The sequence below is a fragment of the Pseudomonas sp. GW821-FHT03E01 genome (assembly GCF_059420765.1).
Genome location: NZ_JBWKUI010000002.1, coordinates 173622 through 190204 on the forward strand (window position 1 = coordinate 173622; position 16583 = coordinate 190204).

General features: G+C 58.8%; 17 protein-coding genes, 2 tRNA genes and 2 pseudogenes. 5 read left to right on the forward strand and 16 right to left on the reverse strand.

Translation table 11 applies throughout. The annotated features are described in order from the left end of the window. The first annotated feature begins 92 nt into the window (after positions 1–92). From AC07VO_RS03770 to AC07VO_RS03780, 3 genes are all read left to right on the forward strand, one after another. On the forward strand, positions 93–491 hold the full coding sequence (locus AC07VO_RS03770) for a carboxymuconolactone decarboxylase family protein (RefSeq protein ID WP_007939479.1): 399 nt from the start codon (positions 93–95) through the stop codon (positions 489–491). Between the two features lie 43 nt (positions 492–534). Then, the gene (locus tag AC07VO_RS03775) at positions 535–813 is read left to right on the forward strand and encodes a hypothetical protein (protein ID WP_032830984.1); all 279 of its coding nucleotides are present in this window, start codon (positions 535–537) and stop codon (positions 811–813) included. A gap of 175 nt (positions 814–988) precedes the next feature. Beyond that, the gene (locus tag AC07VO_RS03780) at positions 989–1738 is read left to right on the forward strand and encodes a hydroxypyruvate isomerase family protein (protein ID WP_086944207.1); all 750 of its coding nucleotides are present in this window, start codon (positions 989–991) and stop codon (positions 1736–1738) included. A gap of 139 nt (positions 1739–1877) precedes the next feature. Here the strand turns inward: AC07VO_RS03780 and AC07VO_RS03785 are convergent. The 7 genes and pseudogenes from AC07VO_RS03785 to AC07VO_RS03815 all read right to left on the reverse strand — a co-directional run bounded on the left by AC07VO_RS03785 (position 1878) and on the right by AC07VO_RS03815 (position 6737). Beyond that, a tRNA-Thr gene (locus AC07VO_RS03785) sits at positions 1878–1953 on the reverse strand. 78 nt (positions 1954–2031) lie between these two features. Continuing rightward, positions 2032–2196, reverse strand: a pseudogene (locus AC07VO_RS03790) (FkbM family methyltransferase); the annotation flags it as partial. A 337-nt stretch (positions 2197–2533) separates the two neighbouring features. Continuing rightward, the gene (locus AC07VO_RS03795; protein WP_064615875.1) at positions 2534–3763 is read right to left on the reverse strand and encodes a methyltransferase; all 1230 of its coding nucleotides are present in this window, start codon (positions 3761–3763) and stop codon (positions 2534–2536) included. Next, complete coding sequence (locus tag AC07VO_RS03800; RefSeq protein WP_007897471.1) at positions 3744–4433, reverse strand: ABC transporter permease; 690 nt, start codon at positions 4431–4433, stop codon at positions 3744–3746. Before AC07VO_RS03800 ends, AC07VO_RS03795 begins: the two co-directional genes overlap by 20 nt. Next, positions 4430–5125, reverse strand: a complete 696-nt coding sequence (locus tag AC07VO_RS03805) for an ABC transporter permease (protein ID WP_018929228.1) — start codon at positions 5123–5125, stop codon at positions 4430–4432. The genes AC07VO_RS03800 and AC07VO_RS03805 overlap by 4 nt, the downstream gene beginning before the upstream one ends. 78 nt (positions 5126–5203) lie before the next feature. Beyond that, positions 5204–5950, reverse strand: coding sequence for an ABC transporter substrate-binding protein (locus tag AC07VO_RS03810; protein WP_086944145.1), 747 nt, complete (start codon positions 5948–5950; stop codon positions 5204–5206). Between the two features lie 13 nt (positions 5951–5963). Beyond that, positions 5964–6737: an ABC transporter ATP-binding protein gene (locus tag AC07VO_RS03815; RefSeq protein WP_018929226.1), complete on the reverse strand. Its 774-nt coding sequence runs from the start codon at positions 6735–6737 to the stop codon at positions 5964–5966. A gap of 553 nt (positions 6738–7290) precedes the next feature. Between AC07VO_RS03815 and gabP the strand changes: the two genes are divergently transcribed. Continuing rightward, positions 7291–8682 carry a GABA permease gene (gene gabP / locus AC07VO_RS03820; protein WP_086944144.1) on the forward strand — a complete coding sequence of 464 codons (1392 nt, stop codon included), beginning with the start codon at positions 7291–7293 and terminating at the stop codon, positions 8680–8682. A 76-nt stretch (positions 8683–8758) separates the two neighbouring features. Here gabP and AC07VO_RS03825 read toward each other — a convergent pair whose 3' ends face one another. From AC07VO_RS03825 to AC07VO_RS03840, 4 genes and pseudogenes are all read right to left on the reverse strand, one after another. Further along, the gene (locus AC07VO_RS03825; protein WP_064615876.1) at positions 8759–9211 is read right to left on the reverse strand and encodes a hypothetical protein; all 453 of its coding nucleotides are present in this window, start codon (positions 9209–9211) and stop codon (positions 8759–8761) included. Between the two features lie 6 nt (positions 9212–9217). After that, positions 9218–9634, reverse strand: coding sequence for a hypothetical protein (locus tag AC07VO_RS03830; protein ID WP_019581792.1), 417 nt, complete (start codon positions 9632–9634; stop codon positions 9218–9220). 37 nt (positions 9635–9671) lie between these two features. After that, on the reverse strand, positions 9672–10646 hold the full coding sequence (locus AC07VO_RS03835; RefSeq protein ID WP_064615877.1) for an alpha/beta hydrolase family protein: 975 nt from the start codon (positions 10644–10646) through the stop codon (positions 9672–9674). A 79-nt stretch (positions 10647–10725) separates the two neighbouring features. Continuing rightward, positions 10726–11349 (reverse strand): annotated as a pseudogene (locus tag AC07VO_RS03840) (DUF1016 N-terminal domain-containing protein); the annotation flags it as partial. Between the two features lie 263 nt (positions 11350–11612). On the opposite strand from AC07VO_RS03840, the gene AC07VO_RS03845 reads away from it, so the two are divergent. Further along, positions 11613–12062, forward strand: coding sequence for a hypothetical protein (locus AC07VO_RS03845; RefSeq protein WP_086944143.1), 450 nt, complete (start codon positions 11613–11615; stop codon positions 12060–12062). 84 nt (positions 12063–12146) lie between these two features. Here the strand turns inward: AC07VO_RS03845 and AC07VO_RS03850 are convergent. The 5 genes from AC07VO_RS03850 to AC07VO_RS03870 all read right to left on the reverse strand — a co-directional run bounded on the left by AC07VO_RS03850 (position 12147) and on the right by AC07VO_RS03870 (position 16375). Continuing rightward, positions 12147–12222 (reverse strand) — tRNA-Phe (locus AC07VO_RS03850). A 103-nt stretch (positions 12223–12325) separates the two neighbouring features. After that, positions 12326–12598, reverse strand: a complete 273-nt coding sequence (locus tag AC07VO_RS03855; RefSeq protein ID WP_018929219.1) for an oxidative damage protection protein — start codon at positions 12596–12598, stop codon at positions 12326–12328. Then, positions 12595–13662: an A/G-specific adenine glycosylase gene (gene mutY / locus AC07VO_RS03860; protein ID WP_086944142.1), complete on the reverse strand. Its 1068-nt coding sequence runs from the start codon at positions 13660–13662 to the stop codon at positions 12595–12597. Before mutY ends, AC07VO_RS03855 begins: the two co-directional genes overlap by 4 nt. Then, positions 13659–15893 carry an AsmA family protein gene (locus AC07VO_RS03865; RefSeq protein ID WP_086944141.1) on the reverse strand — a complete coding sequence of 745 codons (2235 nt, stop codon included), beginning with the start codon at positions 15891–15893 and terminating at the stop codon, positions 13659–13661. Before AC07VO_RS03865 ends, mutY begins: the two co-directional genes overlap by 4 nt. 77 nt (positions 15894–15970) lie before the next feature. Continuing rightward, positions 15971–16375 carry an acetyl-CoA sensor PanZ family protein gene (locus AC07VO_RS03870; protein ID WP_018929216.1) on the reverse strand — a complete coding sequence of 135 codons (405 nt, stop codon included), beginning with the start codon at positions 16373–16375 and terminating at the stop codon, positions 15971–15973. Positions 16376–16583: the final 208 nt, after the last annotated feature.

A 16583-nucleotide genomic window follows, 5' to 3' on the forward strand; every position in this document is an offset into this window, starting at 1 on the left:
TCGTGCTGCAGCCGGCTCTGGCATGGCCGCCAGGGAACTAAACTAGTTATATCTCTATAGAAGATGTCTCTACAGAGGTAAGGAGGTGTCAAATGGCCATTCGTGATACCTATCAGGAAATTGAACAGACCCTGGGTCTGGTTCCGGAGTGGATCAAGCAGATGCCGGAAGGCGGCGCGATCGGATTCTGGGGCGTAGCCCGGGATTTCTGGCTGGCAGATACCAAGATTCCTAATAAGTACAAGGAGTTGATAGGTCTGGCGGTATCCGGGGCGACCCGTTGCAAGTATTGCGCTCTGTTCCATACCGAAGCCGCGCGCCTGTTTGGCGCGAGCGACGAGGAAATTTCCGAAGCCAGCTTTATGGGCTCGCTGACCATGATGGGCAGCACCTTTATTAACGCCCAGCAGATCGACTACGAGCAGTTCCGGCAGGAAACGCTGAGTATCGTCCGGTATGTCAAAGATCACTCGCAACCCAAAGCCGCATAAGCCGTTGCGAGAACCTGCCCTTCGCCAGCTGACGAAGGATAAGTTGATTGCAATCACCAGCGGTGGTCCCAGGACCACCGCTCGGTGGCAAGCGGCTGTGCTGCGAGCCATCAGCGAACTCATGCAATCCAGCGATACCGCCCGCGAAGAAAACCAGGACCTGCGCATCCCCTTTGCCAAAGCACTCCATGACCTCTATGCGGGACAGAAATCCGACGCCGAGTTAACGGAAATGGTGTTGCTGATGCTGGAAGTGGAAACCGCCCCTTTTATTGGCAAAGAGCCCCAGCCAGGAGCGGTATCTGGGGACAATGACCTCTGAGAAGTGGAAAAGGGGCAACGTTATTTTCCCAAATGGAAATCGTCGTATCCCTGGTTTGAGCAAAAAAGTCCCGCACGATTTGAGCTTGCTGACAACGTCAACCTATAGTGCTGTGCTGGAGCTACGAAGGATGCTTCAGGCTGATGATTTTCTTCCCAGGATGGATATTTACCCAATGCTCAAGTTCAATGCTCATCTCGGCTTCCAATTCAATGAATTGCCTTTTCTGCAACGCATCGAAGCAGCCGCCGCAGCTGGTTTTCGGGCGGTGGAGTTCCCATCACCCTATGAGTTCGACGCGAGTCTCTTGGCCGACCATCTGGCTCAATACAGTCTGCCATTGATTCAATTCGCTGCACCGGCTGGCGTTACCAAAGGCATCGCTGCCTTGCAGGGCATGGAGGAAGAGTTTCGCAACGGTTTGCTCCGGGCCGCCAGCTATGCAAAGGCGCTGGCATGTTCGGATGTCCACATTATGTCTGGTGTTACGACGCAGGATGACGCAGGGCGTGTCTTCGGGAGCAACCTGGAGTATGCCGTCAAGTACTTCGAGGATCAGGGTTTGCGGCCGCTTATCGAAGTAATTTGTGCGCAGGAGATGCCGGGCTATTACATGTCTGACTTCAGCAAGGCGCAACAAGTGCTGGAAACCTTCCCGAGTGTCGGGCTGATCCTCGATCTTTACCATGCCCAGCTTCTGACTGGAGACGCAGCAGATGTTCTGGCTCGGTTTTACGACAGAACAGTTCATGTGCAAATTGCCGACTGCCCGGGGCGTCACGAGCCGGGAACGGGTAGCATCGACTTTGCAGCCTTGTTCGCAGCACTGGAGCAGCGTGGCTACACAGGATGGATCGGGTGTGAATACCGGCCTTCCGGTTCTACCGTGGCGAGCCTTGACTGGATTAGGCAGTTAAGTGCTTAGCGCTGAAGTGAAATTGTGATGGGGCGGTGTGCAGGTAGATTTGGCGCAGGGGAGGGTTAAGACGGTATCTACAAGGGCCGCCTCTCTAGATGCCAGAAACAACAAAGCCCTCGTATTTCTACGAGGGCTTTGTTTTGTATGGTGCCGGCACCAGGAATCGAACCCGGGACCTACTGATTACAAGTCAGTTGCTCTACCATCTGAGCTATACCGGCGTGTCAGGGCGACGATTATAGCGATTGGGTTGGTTCTGTAAACCCCTGAATTCAGACTATTTTTGCGCAGGCTTTCGGTCAGGCGTGATGCAGTACTTTCTTGAGTTTCAGCAGGGTGCGCCAGGCTCGGCTGTTTTGCATCGCCCGCAGTTGCGCTTCGGCGTGTTCAGCGCGTTGCAGGGCGGCGGGGAGGTGGTTTTCGGTGTTGGTGACGGGGTGGCTGAATTGATGGCCTCTGCAGAACGTCACGGTCGAAGATTTTTCTTGTTCATGGCCGCACTGTCGGCACCCTCGTATGCGTGTATAGCAAGGGGCATTGCCAGGCGCAATTTTCCGCCCGTGATGTCCGGAATTCGGCGGTTATGTCGTTTTGATTTAATGCTTATGCACAACGGGCTGGCGGAATCTGCTTGATCATTGCGCTTTTGTGGACTCGTTCTCATTTGTCCGCAAATGCCTGTTTTACGGGTTTTTTATTTTTGTGAACAAAAAATGACCAGTAGTGTTTTAGGCGTAAAACAGCGTGGATATTGGATCCACGATAATTCCATCAACAGAGTTATCCACAGGCTGTGACTGTTTAAGGGCGCTCTGCCAGAAGCAGGAAATTGCGCGGTGTGAGCGGGGATTCGCAGAAGGTGCCGAGACGAACGACATAACCCTGCTCAATGAGGAAAAGTGCCCGATCGAGTACCAGCCACAGCTCCAGAGGCCGTCGGAAAAGGCCTCGCAGCAGCTCCAGGTTGCGCACTTCGGCCAGTCGCTGCCAACCGGCGGCTTCCAGTTCGGTCCAATCTGGCGTGCCGACTGTGGATAAGTCTTTGAGTGCGGCCAGATCGCGGCAGTAATCGGCGAAGGGTTTGTCCAGCCAGGCGCTGGGCAGGGAAGGGGTGGGCAGGTATTCGTCGACACCGCGAAGTTGCCGTTGCAGCAGGTCGAACCCCAGGCGCCGAGCCATGGAGGTGTCGCGCTGGCGTCGGACGCGAGCGCCGGCGGTGACGGTTTCGCTCATCGGCAGCGCAAGATCATCGAGGGAAAGGTGTAGGTCGGAGCGCTCAGCCGCACAGGAAAGTGGCCGATAGGTGTTCAGACTGATCCGGTTGTAGCAGCACGGTGCGATGGCCAGTTGTTTGCAACCGGTGGCGCTGGCGAGCTGGATCAGTCGCACATGCAGATCCCCGCAGGCGTGCAGTGCTACGGGTGTGTGATCGGCATTCAATAAAGAGGCTGCGCCAGGCGCGAGTACATCCTGTTCGACATGCAGCGCATGCATTTGATGGCGCTGGCTGAGTGCCTGGCCGCTGGCGACCAGTGCCGGGTCGTATTCCAGGCAGGTCAGTTGTTGACCGGTTTGCAACAGGCGTCGCCCCAAATGGCCCTTGCCTGAACACCAGTCCAGCCAATGCGTCGGTGCACGGGCAAACTGCAAGCAACCTGCGAACGCTTCAATCTGCTGCCACTTGCGCCCTGGCACATCCACATTCAACCGATGGCCCGCCGCTTCGAGTGCACGAGCCGGCAATTCACCTACCGCACTCAGCTCAAGAGACATCGCTGCCAATGAAGCAAACGGCTCCGGTGCATCGAGCCAGCCAGGCTGGTTATGACTGTTTTCCGCATCTTCCAGCGACCGCCCGCGTAGCCACAACGCCAGTTCCGGGTAGGACGCTTCCCAGGGTAGTTGCAGATGGGTAAACGGTCGGGGCTTCCACAGCGCCTGATGCTCGATCAGAAAAGCATCCAGCGCAGCGAAGCGGGCGAGCAGGGTCTCGCCCGTCAGCACGCAGGCATCAACGCCCTTGGCAGGCATCGACGCGCAACCAGCGCTCCAGCAGCTTGAAGCCGCGCACCAGCACGTAAGCCATCAGCAGATAGAACATGCCCGCGGCGAAGAAGATCTCAACCGGCAGGTAGGTGCGAGCAATGATGGTGCGGGCCATGCCGGTCAGCTCCAGCAGGGTCACGGTACTGGCCAGGGCACTGGCCTTGAGCATCAGGATCACTTCGTTGCTGTACGCCGGCAGGCCGATACGCGCAGCACGTGGCAGCATGATGTAGAACAACGCCTTGGCCCGGGACATGCCCAGCGCCCGCGCCGCTTCGATCTCGCCCGGTGGAATCGCCTGGATCGCGCCACGCAGGATCTCGGCGATGTAGGCCGCGGTGTGCAAGGTCATGGTCGCGGTGGCGCACCAGAACGGATCGCGCAGGTACGGCCACATCGAGCTGTTACGCACCGCATCGAACTGCGCCAGGCCGTAGTAGACCAGGAACAGCTGAACCAGCAACGGCGTGCCACGGAAAAAGAAGATGTAGCCGTAGGGGAATGCCCGCACATACCAGAGTCGCGATGAGCGAGCGATGCCCAGCGGAATTGCCAGCAGCAACCCGGCAATCACGGCGATGGCCACCAGTTCCAGGGTCAGCGTCGCGCCCTGAGCCAGTTTTGGCAGCCACTTGATGATGACTTCCCAATTCATTGGGTGCTCCTCGCAAAGCCGCGAGCGGCGCGTCGTTCCATTAAGTGCATGCCGGTCATGGCCAGAATGGTCAGGCCCAGGTACATGAAGGCAGCCACCATATAGAAGGTGAACGGTTGCTTGGACACGGTCACGCCGATTTGCGCGTGACGCATGATTTCTTCAAGGCCGATGACCGATACCAGCGCAGTGTCTTTCATCAGAATCATGAACAGATTGCCCAGGCCCGGCAGGGCGATGCGCCACATCTGCGGCATGATCAACTTGGTGAAGATGCGGAATTTCGACAGGCCCAGGGCCACACCGGCTTCACGGTGACCTTTGGGAATCGCCAGAATCGCCCCGCGAAACACTTCCGTGGCATAGGCGCCGAAACACAGCCCCAGTGCAATCACGCCGGCGGCAAAGGCGTTGAGTTCGAGCTCGGGGTTGCCGAAGAACTCACCCAGCGCACGCATCAGGTTGACTGTGCCGAAGTAGATCAACAGCACCCAGAGCAATTCCGGGATGCCGCGAACCAGCGTTGAATAAGTGCCGCCAAGCCATTGCAACGGCTTGTACGGGGAAGTCTTGGCCAAGGCGCCGAGCAGACCGAGCACCAGCCCCAGGCACAAGGCCGAGAGTGCCAGTTTCACAGTCATCAGTGCGCCAGCGGCGAGCGCCGGGCCGAATCCGTAGAGGTCGATAATCATGGATTTCTTTTCAAATCGCGGCAGGCAATGCCAAGGACTGGCGCCGTCAGCGAACGGCGCCGGTCGGGCAGGTCAGAATCAATAGATGCTGAACGGGAAGTACTTGTCGTTGATCTTCTTGTAGGTGCCGTCAGCAACGATTTCTTTCAGCGCAGCGTTCAGCTTCTCGCGGATCGGGTCGTTCTTGCGAACGGCGATACCGATCTTGTCGCTTTCTTCAACCGGGTCACCCTTGAATTCGTAAGGACGGCCGGCGTCGCTTTTCAGCCATTCATAGTTGACGTACTTGTCGGCCAGGATGCCGTCCAGGCGACCGGAAGTCAGGTCAAGGTAAGCGTTTTCCTGGGTGTCATAGAGTTTGGTTTCAACGCCCGGCATGTTGTCTTCCAGCCAGGTGCCGGCCAGGGTCGCGCGTTGGGCCCCGATCACCTTGCCTTGCAGCGAAGCCTTGTCGGTCTTGAAGTCGACGTCTTTTTTGGCAATGAACTGCAGTTTGTTGGAGTAGTACGGTGCGGTGAAGTCCACCGCTTGCTTGCGCTCATCGGTGATCGACATCGAGGAGATCAGGAAGTCGAATTTCTTGGCGTTCAGGGCCGGGATGATGCCGTCCCAATCGGAGGTGACCACGGTGCACTCGACTTTCATCTTGGCGCACAAGGCGTCGCCGATGTCTTTGTCGAAGCCGACGACATTGCCACTGGCATCTTTATTGTTGAACGGCGGGTAGGCCGCTTCGATGCCCATCTTCAAGGTCTCGGCGGCGGCACCGGCGCTGAAGGCCAGGGTGACGGCCGCAGCCAGGAAGATCTTTTTGTAGTTCTGCATGCGGGTAGCTCCGTTAGCGGTTGCTGGACATGAATTGTTTGCAGCGCGCCGAAAGCGGGTTTTCGAATACCTGCTGCGGCGATCCTTGTTCTTCTACCAAGCCTTGGTGGAGGAACACCACTTCGCTGGAAACCTGACGGGCGAAGCCCATTTCATGGGTCACGAGCAGCATGGTGCGGCCTTCTTCGGCCAATGCGCGGATGACATTAAGTACTTCCTGGACCATTTCCGGGTCAAGGGCGGAGGTGGGTTCGTCGAACAGGATCACCTTGGGTTGCATCGCCAAAGTGCGGGCGATGGCTGCACGTTGCTGCTGGCCGCCGGAGAGTTGTGCGGGGTAGGCGTGGCGCTTGTCAGCGATGCCGACCTTGGCCAGCAGGGCTTCGGCGACTTCGATGGCCTCGGCCTTGCTCTGGCCGAGTACGCGGCGCGGGGCCTCGATGATGTTGTCGAGCACGGTCATGTGCGGCCAGAGATTAAAGTTTTGAAATACAAAACCGATCTCGCTGCGCAGGCGATTGATCTGTTTGCCGTCGGCAGCGACCAGTTCGCCGTTCTTGGCGGATTTGAGCTTGAGTTCTTCGCCGGCCACCAGGATCTGGCCCTGGTGCGGGTTTTCCAGCAAGTTGATGCAACGCAGGAACGTGGACTTGCCGGAACCGGAGGAGCCCAGGATCGAGATCACGTCGCCGTCGCGGGCGGTCAGCGAGATGCCTTTGAGCACCTCAAGCTGTCCGTAGCGTTTGTGCAAGTTGCGGATTTCAAGCGCGGGCGTGGCCTCAGCCATGTGCGTTCCTCATAGTGTGTTGCGCTCCTGCTGTTGGTCGCCTTCCTGGCGAGGCGGCCAAGCTAGCATAGCGTTCGAATGGCAGCCAACAGCGCTCGGGACGGTAAACGGATGGCGTGTGGCAGGTTGTCGCATCGGTACAGCAGACTGTCGCGCTGCTATCAACCGAACAGCCGTTTGAACCCGATGTGGACCGGCTGTCCCGTAAAAAAAGGCGCGATGTTGCCAGCTTTGGCGGGGTGTTGGAAGCGCTAACCGGCCAAACGTTCCTGATCTGCACTTTTATTGTGCGCGCCTGCCTTTCTGGGTGTGTTTCCGGTGCATGGATTCGTTCCTGAAGTGGGTGGCAAGGTAACGCTCTGGCTAAATGCCATTAATCTCAATGACTTGCGATAAGCGCTCCATCGGCGCACAGGCCGCGTATACCGGGGGCGTGAAACATTTTGGCGCAATTATTGCGTGCAGAATAAGGAACACTCTGTTGGATTCTTTTTACGAGAAGGGATTTTCAGGCAGGGTGGACTGAATCGATTTCCAGGCAAAGGTAGTTTCAATGAGCAGTACGCAAAGCTCCAATGGCCTCGAACAGGGGCTCAAACCGCGTCATGTGACCATGCTGTCGATCGCCGGGGTTATCGGTGCCGGCCTGTTCGTCGGCTCCGGCCACGCCATCGCCGCTGCAGGCCCGGCCGTGTTGTTGGCCTACGCTGCCGCCGGTGCGCTGGTGGTTCTGGTCATGCGCATGCTCGGCGAGATGGCCGTTGCATCGCCAGACACAGGCTCCTTCTCGACGTATGCCGATCGTGCGATCGGTCACTGGGCCGGTTTCACCATCGGCTGGCTCTACTGGTGGTTCTGGGTTTTGGTCATCCCGCTGGAAGCTAACGCTGCGGCGACCATTCTGCATGCCTGGTTCCCGAACGTGGCGATCTGGGCCTTCACCTTGGTCATCACGTTACTGCTGACGGTGACCAACCTGTTCAGCGTGAAGAACTATGGCGAGTTCGAGTTCTGGTTCGCCCTGGTCAAAGTCGTGGCGATCATCGGCTTTATCGGTCTGGGCATTCTGGCGATCTTCGGCCTCCTGCCCACCAGCCAGGTCAGCGGCGTGTCGCACTTGTTTGACACTCAAGGCTTCCTGCCAAACGGCATGGGCGCGGTGCTCGGCGCCATTCTGACCACCATGTTTTCCTTCATGGGCACCGAGATCGTGACCATCGCGGCCGCGGAATCGAAGAACCCTGGCCAGCAGATCTCCAAGGCCACCAACTCGGTCATCTGGCGGATTGGCTTGTTCTACCTCGTCTCCATTTTCATCGTTGTGGCCTTGGTGCCGTGGAACGACCCGATTCTGGCCAGCGTCGGTTCCTACCAGACCGTGCTGGAGCGCATGGGGATCCCGAATGCCAAGCTGATCGTTGATATCGTGGTTCTGGTCGCGGTCACCAGCTGCCTGAACTCCGCGCTCTACACCGCTTCGCGGATGATGTTCTCGCTGGGCAAACGCGGCGACGCGCCAGCCGTTTCCCAGCGCACCAATAGCAGCGGCACACCTTACTGGGCCGTGATGCTGTCGACCGCTGCGGCATTCCTTGCAGTCTTCGCCAACTACGTGGCCCCGGCTGCCGTGTTCGAATTCCTGCTGGCCAGCTCTGGCGCCATCGCGTTGCTGGTGTACCTGGTGATTGCATTTTCGCAACTGCGTATGCGCAAACAGCGCACGGCTCGTGGTGAAAAAATCGCCTTCAGCATGTGGCTGTTCCCGGGTCTGACCTACGCGGTGATCGTATTCATCATCGCCGCCCTGACCATCATGCTGTTCCAGGAAGCGCATCGCGTGGAGATCCTCGCGACGGGTCTGCTGAGCGTGTTGGTGGTGGCTGCCGGTTTGTTTGTGGCGCGTCGTCGCAAGCTGCAGAAACTGGGCGCTGTGGTGCTGAGCTGATCCGTACCGCGTAACGCAAAACGGCCGCTGTCAGTGATGACACGCGGCCGTTTTCAGTTCTGAAGAGGAGGAGTGTTTACTCGCCCTTTTCTTCCTGCGCATCCAGCGACTGACGATAACTGTCCAGCGCATCGCCAAAGTCAGTGATGAATTGCGGATCGGTCAGCCAGGCCTGGGCGGTATCGCGGTCCATGCCATCGGCCCACATGCGGTAGTCGATCAGCATGTCGGCGGCCAGGTGCGTGGCGGCCATGGCTTCGTTGTCGGCGTTTTCCATGTCCAGCAGTTCTGGATGGTCGCTGATGATGCCGGCGAGGTTCGACAGCAGGGTCAGCAGCATGTCGTTGCGGCTGGTGGCTTCGGCGTCACGCATTTTGCTGAACATCGCCAGGGTGTATTCCGGGATCGGCTCGCCGATCTCACCCAGGTCATCGTTCAGATCGGCAGGCTTTCTGCCGACCATGCGGATCTGTTTGGCTTTGGCCTTTGCGCGTTTGGCGCGTTTCTGTTGCTTATTCAGGGATGCCATGGGAACTCAGTGGGTTTTCTGTTGGGTTTGGGCCGCGATGGCGTCGGATGCCGCCACGTAATCAGCCTGGAAGGCCGGGGATTCGATCCACGCCAGGGCGCCTGCTTCGTCGGTCTCGGTGGACCATTGGCGGTATTCGATCAGCGCCGCGAGGATGAAGTCCATCGCGCCTTCTTCGCCTTCCTGTTCGTACACCAACTCCAGCAACGGGTCTTCAAGGAAGGCTGTGCACATGGCCTGCTGACTGGACTTTTCGGCGTCGATCATTTTTTTGAACAGTTCGGTCAGGTCCACCGATTCGAAGTCGATGCGATCGTCGTTCGGGTCCAGCTCGACCGGCGCGGCGGCCCGCTGGGTGCGGTTCTGCTTGGCCTTGGCTTTGGCGCGGGAGGCGCGTTTGTTCTGCTTGTTGGCGGAGGCCATGGGCGTCGTTCCGTATTTCGTTGAGAGGGTGCATCAATCAGTTGCGTGGCACTCGCCGCCCGGGTGTATCGGGGGCCAGCTCGCCGGTCTGCAGCCAGGACAATGCAATGGGCCATAGTGTGGCTTGGTATGCGCTGCGAAAAAAGGCGAAATGTCCGACTTCTTCTTCGCCGATGTCCTCAGGTGTGATTCTCAGGTGGGTATTTGTACTGCCGGTGAGGTAGCCAAGCAGGCGTTCTATGGCTGGAATCGTGCCGTAGGGGTCGTCGCTGAGGCTGATGGCCAGGGTTTGTGCGCTGACGTTGGCGAAGGGCAGTCGACCGGTTCTGGCGTGGATGAGGCGACCGCTGGGGCGTTTCTCATATCGGTTGCTGGGCGTGCTCCAGTCGCGAACCACGCCGGCGGGGGTGTCTTCGAGCCAACCCAGGCGTTTGCCGGGGAAGTAGCCGCAAAGCATCGTCATCAACGGCATCACCACGTGCCACTTGGCGAACATCCGCCAGCGATGAGCGGGGGCGTAGTCGCGCCAGTAAGCGAACTGCGCGCCCACTGTCACCAGGCGTCGGATCAAATGCCCGGAGGCCCCCAGCCCCGCAGCACAGCCGCCGAAGCTGTGGCCGACGACATTGATGGGTTGTCCCGCAAATTCGCGTTGCGCTCTTTGCAGCATCGCCTCGAAATCCAGCGCGCCCCAGTCGGACCATGAGGCCTCGAGCCCTTTCAGTGATGCGGGACGCGACTCGCCGATGCCACGGTAGTCATAAGTGATCACGTCAAAGCCGTTGGCGAACAGGTAATCGGCGAAGCGCGAATAGTGTCGGCAACGGACAGAGGTGGCAGCGTTGACGATAACCACCGGGCGAGTTGGGTCTTGATGGGGGTGTCGCCAGGTGAAGCCGCCAAGGAGGAAGCCATCGGCGGCGGGCTCCCTGAAGGATTCGCCAGGTGTGCGGGTGGGCAACGGCAACTCGAGTTGCGTCGGGGCCAGTGAGGGTATGTCCTGTAAGTTCATTGGCTTTGAACCTTTGCGACCAGTTACTCACCATAGTCGTCATGCCGTTTATGAACAATCTGCCCGCGCTTATCGGGGGTGCTTGCTCAAGATCGCTTTCCTGAACCCGGCCTGCATTGGGCAGGCCGAGAAACTCGAGCAGCACCGGATCCCGGATGAAATCCCGAGGGCTGGCGTTCATTTGCTGGATGTTGATGGCGGCTTCCTGTTTGACGGGAGACTGGTCGCGACTCGCCAGCAGGCGCTCGTAGTAGAGGGTGTTGATCTGACGCTCGAGGGCGCGACTTGACCAGTTCTGGAGCGCTGATTCGTTCATGTACCAGTGGCGAGCGTTGTCGTTGTCGACTCGCAGCAGCCTGCGGTAGTGGGTCCAGCTCAATTCGTGACGCAGCGCGTCACGAATCGGGAATGCTTGATAGAACTGGCGCATGTAACGGAGATTAGAGGCGTCGAAGCCTTTCCCAAACTCCGCTGTCAGTGTATGCGCCAGTGTCGACAGCAGCTGCTTGCCATAAGCCGCCCGCCGAGCCCCTTCCTGCTCGAACTCCACGATATGCCGGCCGATCTGCCAACAGGTTTGCACCTGAACGGTATCGACCGCTCGCAGCACCTTTTGGCGCGCTTCACGGATCAGCTCGCCCAGACTGCCGAGCAGTGAAACCATTTGTGGATCTTGAGTGTTATCGGGTTTGAGGTGGCTCATGACATCTTCCGCAGCTGGAGGGAACAGGCGCAAGAGGATGGCAGGAGAGCGATAGTCGACGATGCCGGGCGCTGCTGGTAAATCGGAAGGAAATACCGGATTCGTCTTGCAGGACACCACCGACTACAGCTCGTACTTGAGGAGTAAATCGTGTAGTCCGATTCGCAGTGAGCTCAATTCCGAATCGATCTAAAACTTGAGTATTCGGCGATAAATCTAAAAGGAGTAACGAGTGGGTTCTACGTAACCCGGGAGTCGCCATCATGAAGTACGTCCATTCATTCATGCTGCCCATCGCCGCTGTCGGCGTACTGCTGTTGCCAGTCGCGCTTAACGCCGCCAGCCTTGAGCCAATTGACAGCTCGGCCGTGCAAGTCCAGCAGCAACAACAAAACGGGATTACCTACCTGTCCGGGGGGATTGGAGAGGACGAGGCTAAAGCCATTCAGCAAACCAAGGGCTACAACCTGCACATGACATTCTCCACCGGGCCTCAGGACGAATACGTTCCCGATGTGGATCTGGTTATTCAGAAAGCCGCAGGGCAGACCGTGCTGACACTGAGTGAGGCTGGGCCGTTGGTTTACGTTCAGCTGCCTGCCGGCAAGTACACCGTTATCGCCACGCATAAAGGTGAGGTGCGGCGTGATACGGCGGATGTGGGCAGTGGTGCCGCTCGCAATCTGGTTTTCCACTGGGGCGGTCAAAACTAGTCAGGAGAGGTGGCTTGCGTGATGTCCGATTAAATCGCAGGCATAAAAAAACCCTGAATCTTGCGATTCAGGGTTTTCGGTATTTGGTGCCCAGAGACGGAATCGAACCGCCGACACGGGGATTTTCAATCCCCTGCTCTACCGACTGAGCTATCTGGGCAACGGGGCGCATTAAACGGGTTTTTAAGGGGGTCGTCAAGCAAGTTTTCAAAAAATATTTAATTATTACCGTCGCTTACGTGCCGACCCCGAATTTTGATCAATTATTGAGCAGGTGGAACGTAGCCTTCAGCCTTGGCGTATTCCTCGCCGGAAAAGTATTTGTCCATCTCACCCTGAAGGTATTTGCGGTCTTCGGCGTTCATCATGTTCAGGCGTTTTTCGTTGATCAGCAGGGTCTGGTGTTTCTGCCAGTCGGCCCAGGCCTTGGCCGAGACGTGGTCAAAAATGTCCTGACCTTTTGCACCCGGGAATGGAGCGCGCTCCAGGGCGGGCAGTTCTTCTTTGTACTTGCGGCACATGATGGTGCGGGTCATGACGACTCTCCTGCGTTCAATACGGCGGCCGCGCGCTCGAGCAAGGTTTTGACCGGGGCGGCAAGGCCCAGGCGCGGCGGGGTGGCGAGGTTATACCAGAGCCAGTCGGCCTCGGCCACGTGATGGCCGGCCTCCTGGACCTGCACCAGCCAGGGTTCGATGGATAATTGAAAGTGGCTGAAGGTGTGCACCAGGCTCGGCAGTGCCTGCTGGCTGCCCAGTTCCAGCGAGTGCTGCGAAGCCAGATGTTGCAGGTCGTCGAGGTCATCGAGTTCCGGCAGGCTCCAGAGACCGCCCCACAGGCCCGTGGAAGGGCGTCGGTAAAGCAGAATCGCACCGTCGCCGTTGGCGAGCATCGGCATCAGCGTGCGCTTCTGTGGCACCGCTTTGCGTGGCTTGGGGATCGGGTAGCGGGTTTCCAGGCCGAGCATGTGTGCTTCGCAGCCCTTTTTCAGTGGGCAGAGCAGGCAGCTCGGCTTGCTGCGGGTGCAGAGCGTGGCGCCCAGATCCATCATCGCCTGGGTGTAGGCGTTGACCCGATCATGCGGCGTGAAGCGCTCAGCGTTCGCCCACAGCTGTTTGGCGACCTTCGGCTCGCCCGGATAACCCTCTTGCGCAGTAAAGCGCGCCAGCACCCGTTTGACGTTGCCGTCGAGGATCGGCGCGCGGATACCCATGCTCAGGCTGGCAATCGCCCCGGCGGTGGACAGGCCGATACCCGGCAGCTCGGTGAGTTTTTCCACATCACGGGGAAACTCGCCGCCATATTCGGCGACCACAATCGTCGCGGTCTTTTGCAGGTTGCGCGCGCGAGTGTAGTAACCGAGGCCGGTCCACAGGTGCAGTACCTCGTCTTCCGGTGCTGCGGCCAAGGCTTCGACGGTTGGCAGCGAGGCCATGAACCGGTCGAAGTAGTTCAGCACCGTGCTGACCTGGGTCTGCTGCAACATGATTTCCGAGACCCACACCCGATAAGGGGTGATGCCCTGTTGCCAAGGCAAATCGTGGCGGCCATGGCGGTCGTACCAATCCAGCACGGCCGTTGAAAACTGCTCGGCTCTCATCGCTTGAACAGCCCCTTGAGCGCGTTTTTCAGTTCCGGGCTGACTTTATCGCCAAGCTTCTCGTCAATTTTTTCGCTGATGCGCTCGCCGGCCAGTTTGCTGGCGACCTGGCTCATGCGTTCGCTGTCGAGGCGGCAAGCCTTGGCGCCCAGCTCCAGCGGGCCACGGCAGCGCAGCGGCCATTCGATGCCGACGTATTTCTCGCCGACCTGACAGGCCGGGTCCGGCATGTCGCTCTTGTCGCCTTCGACGATGATGCCCAGGCGGTAATCCATGCCCAGCACCCGCAGGTCGATGTCGCCGTTACCGTTCACGGTCATGCCTGGGACGCGCACTTTCAGGTCCGGGTTATTGGCCACGCCGTTGCGCAAAGTCAGGTTGCCCTTGAGCTCCTCGAAGGGCGTGTCCTTGCCCCGTGGTTCGCCACTGAGGGTTTTGCGATTCAGGGTGGCGATGCCTTTGCACAGTTGTTGCTCAAGGTTGGCATTGAGCAGCATGCCGTTGTTGATGACGAAGCTGGCGTTGCCGTTGAGACTGTCGATCAGCGCGCTCTCGCTATTGCCACTGCCGGTCAGGGTGCTGTTGAGCGTGACCTGGCCTTTGACCGGTGGATTTTTCCCCTGGCCCTCGAGGATTTTCTCCACCGGCACGTTGTTGATGCGCGTCTGTATGTTCAGCGCTGGCACTTGCTGGCGAACATCCAGGGTGCCCTTGGCTTCGAAGTTACCGTCGTACAGATCGCCGCGCAGGTTCTCCAGGGTCAGCAGGCCGCCCTGGCCGTTGGCCTTGAGCACCGCGTTCTGGATCGGCAGTTTGTCGAGGGTCAGTTGGCCGAAGGTCAGGTCGGCGTCCACGTCGAGTTTGCTCAGGCGCTCCACCGGGAACAAGCGGTCGCTGCTCCACGGGCCTTTGGTCGGTGATGGCGGCAGCGGTGTGCTGCCAGGGCCGGCCAGGGCATCGGCCTCGGTGCTGGCCACTTCGGCCTTGCGTACCTGAGTTGCGCTGTTGGCTTCGGCGGATTTCGGCGGCAGGTAACGGTCGACGTTGAAGGTGTCAGCCTTGAGGGTTGCCCGCAGCGATTGCTTGGCGAAGTCTTCGATGGCGATGCGGCCGCTGAAGTTGCTGTCGTCAAGTTTCAGGTTGATGTTATCGAGCGACAGGCTGGTCGGCGTGCCGGCAACCTGGCTGACCAGTTCAACTTTGCTCAGGCTACCTTCGGCCATCGCCGGGAGTTTCTGGCCGATGCTGTCGACGAATTTCGCCAGGTCGAATTGGGCAATCGACAGGCCGCCGCTGATTTGCGGGGTCTTGTCGAGGTCGTTGGCTTTCAGTTCACCCAAGGCGCGCAACTGGTTGGCGGAGATCTTGATGCCAGTCCATTCGGCGACGTTGGCGGCTTTGTCCAGCAGCAACTGACCTTGAGCGGCGAAGGTCATGGTCTTGCCTTGCAGCGGATCGCCAGCGACTTCGCCGGAGAGTTTCATGTCTTCGAACTTGTAGCGTTGCAGCGCCCGCTCGAAGCGCAGCTCGCCAGCCAGCTCGGTCCGCACCCGCAGAACTGGTTGGTTGGTGCCCAGGAACGCCGTGAGTTTGACCGGGATGTTGGTCGAGTCATGGACCGGGCCAGTACTCAGCTGGATGCTTTCGGCGCTGAACTGCTTGCCGGTTTTTTCGTCGCTGTACTCAACGCGGGCGTTGTTGACGGTCAGGCTGTCGATGTCCAGGCGGACCGGCTGAGCCGGTTTTTCGGCCTGGGCGGTGGTCGTTGGTGCGGGTTCGCCGGTGGTGGCGGGCGTTGTGGTCGAGGTCGTCGCAGCCGCAGGTGCCGGCACCTTGCCGATGTCTTCCCAGTTGCCATGGCCGTCCTTGTCACGGTTCAGGCGCAGGTTCAGGCCTTCGACGCGCACATCGCTCATCTGCACTTCGCGGCGCAGCAGCGGAATCACGCGGACCGACAGACCGAGCATCTGCAGGTCGGCAAACGGCTCGGTGGGCTTGGCCAGGGTCGCCACACTGGCTTCGTGTAATTCCAGGCCCAGCCAGGGGAACAGGCTCCAGCCGATATCGCCATTGAGCGTCAGCTCGATGTGGGCCTTGTCGCGGGCAATCTGGCGAATCTCGTCTTTATAGTCGTTGGGATCGAAGAGGTGGGTCAGGGCAAAGCCCAGCGCCACAATGATCAGCAACAGCCCGAGAAGTACCAGACCCAGGATTTTGCCGAACGCTTTCATGGGCGAGTCCTTGTATTAGTCGAATTCGAAATTTAGCCGGGGAGTATAGCGCCCCGAAGTGGCCGCCCGGTCAGCGATCATGTCGGGAGCACATCCAGCGGCACTTTCAGCTTAGCCGCCAGCGCCTGGGCTTCTAGGTGCCCGGCGGGCGCCAGCAGGTGCAATGTCGCGCCCGATTGCACCGCCATTTTCTGCGCTTCGCTTACCAGGCGCTCGGCAACACCACGGCGGCGGGTGATTTTTCGTACGCATAAATGGGACAAATGCCAGGTGTCATGGTGCCGTTGCAGACGTGCTGCGCCCAGCAACCGATCGTTGAAGCGTCCGGCGACCAGCGAGCCGTCCCGCAAGCAGCTTTCGATCAGCTCAGCATCCCCTGTAAACGGCGCAAACAGCCAGCTCGGGGCATCGCGGTAGATCTTCTGCAGATCTTGCTGATCCTGATAAGTGACCTGGTTCAGCAGCTCGACAATGATCGGCATGGAAATTCCTGTGAAGTTAAACGGAGCCATTCCCCGTGAAAACAATGTTCATCCAGTGGTACGAGATCGGATGACATACAAAACGTGATATCAGTTTGGTTTTTCTGTCACGTGCAAATGGTAACCTCTGCCCGTTCGTCCGTCCTTCTGCGACGTGATGTCGCACCAAAATGAAGCTTCACCTAAAAACAGTCATGTCTGCGTGCAT

Excerpts from the sequence above, each read along its gene's own strand:
- AC07VO_RS03770 (WP_007939479.1), top strand. The coding sequence starts at position 93 with ATGGCCATTCGTGATACCTATCAGGAAATTGAACAGACCCTGGGTCTG.
- AC07VO_RS03780 (WP_086944207.1), top strand. The coding sequence starts at position 989 with ATGCTCAAGTTCAATGCTCATCTCGGCTTCCAATTCAATGAATTGCCT.
- AC07VO_RS03795 (WP_064615875.1), bottom strand. The coding sequence starts at position 3,763 with ATGCCTGCCAAGGGCGTTGATGCCTGCGTGCTGACGGGCGAGACCCTG.
- AC07VO_RS03800 (WP_007897471.1), bottom strand. The coding sequence starts at position 4,433 with ATGAATTGGGAAGTCATCATCAAGTGGCTGCCAAAACTGGCTCAGGGC.
- AC07VO_RS03805 (WP_018929228.1), bottom strand. The coding sequence starts at position 5,125 with ATGATTATCGACCTCTACGGATTCGGCCCGGCGCTCGCCGCTGGCGCA.
- AC07VO_RS03810 (WP_086944145.1), bottom strand. The coding sequence starts at position 5,950 with ATGCAGAACTACAAAAAGATCTTCCTGGCTGCGGCCGTCACCCTGGCC.
- AC07VO_RS03815 (WP_018929226.1), bottom strand. The coding sequence starts at position 6,737 with ATGGCTGAGGCCACGCCCGCGCTTGAAATCCGCAACTTGCACAAACGC.
- gabP (WP_086944144.1), top strand. The coding sequence starts at position 7,291 with ATGAGCAGTACGCAAAGCTCCAATGGCCTCGAACAGGGGCTCAAACCG.
- AC07VO_RS03825 (WP_064615876.1), bottom strand. The coding sequence starts at position 9,211 with ATGGCATCCCTGAATAAGCAACAGAAACGCGCCAAACGCGCAAAGGCC.
- AC07VO_RS03830 (WP_019581792.1), bottom strand. The coding sequence starts at position 9,634 with ATGGCCTCCGCCAACAAGCAGAACAAACGCGCCTCCCGCGCCAAAGCC.
- AC07VO_RS03835 (WP_064615877.1), bottom strand. The coding sequence starts at position 10,646 with ATGAACTTACAGGACATACCCTCACTGGCCCCGACGCAACTCGAGTTG.
- AC07VO_RS03845 (WP_086944143.1), top strand. The coding sequence starts at position 11,613 with ATGAAGTACGTCCATTCATTCATGCTGCCCATCGCCGCTGTCGGCGTA.
- AC07VO_RS03855 (WP_018929219.1), bottom strand. The coding sequence starts at position 12,598 with ATGACCCGCACCATCATGTGCCGCAAGTACAAAGAAGAACTGCCCGCC.
- mutY (WP_086944142.1), bottom strand. The coding sequence starts at position 13,662 with ATGAGAGCCGAGCAGTTTTCAACGGCCGTGCTGGATTGGTACGACCGC.
- AC07VO_RS03865 (WP_086944141.1), bottom strand. The coding sequence starts at position 15,893 with ATGAAAGCGTTCGGCAAAATCCTGGGTCTGGTACTTCTCGGGCTGTTG.
- AC07VO_RS03870 (WP_018929216.1), bottom strand. The coding sequence starts at position 16,375 with ATGCCGATCATTGTCGAGCTGCTGAACCAGGTCACTTATCAGGATCAG.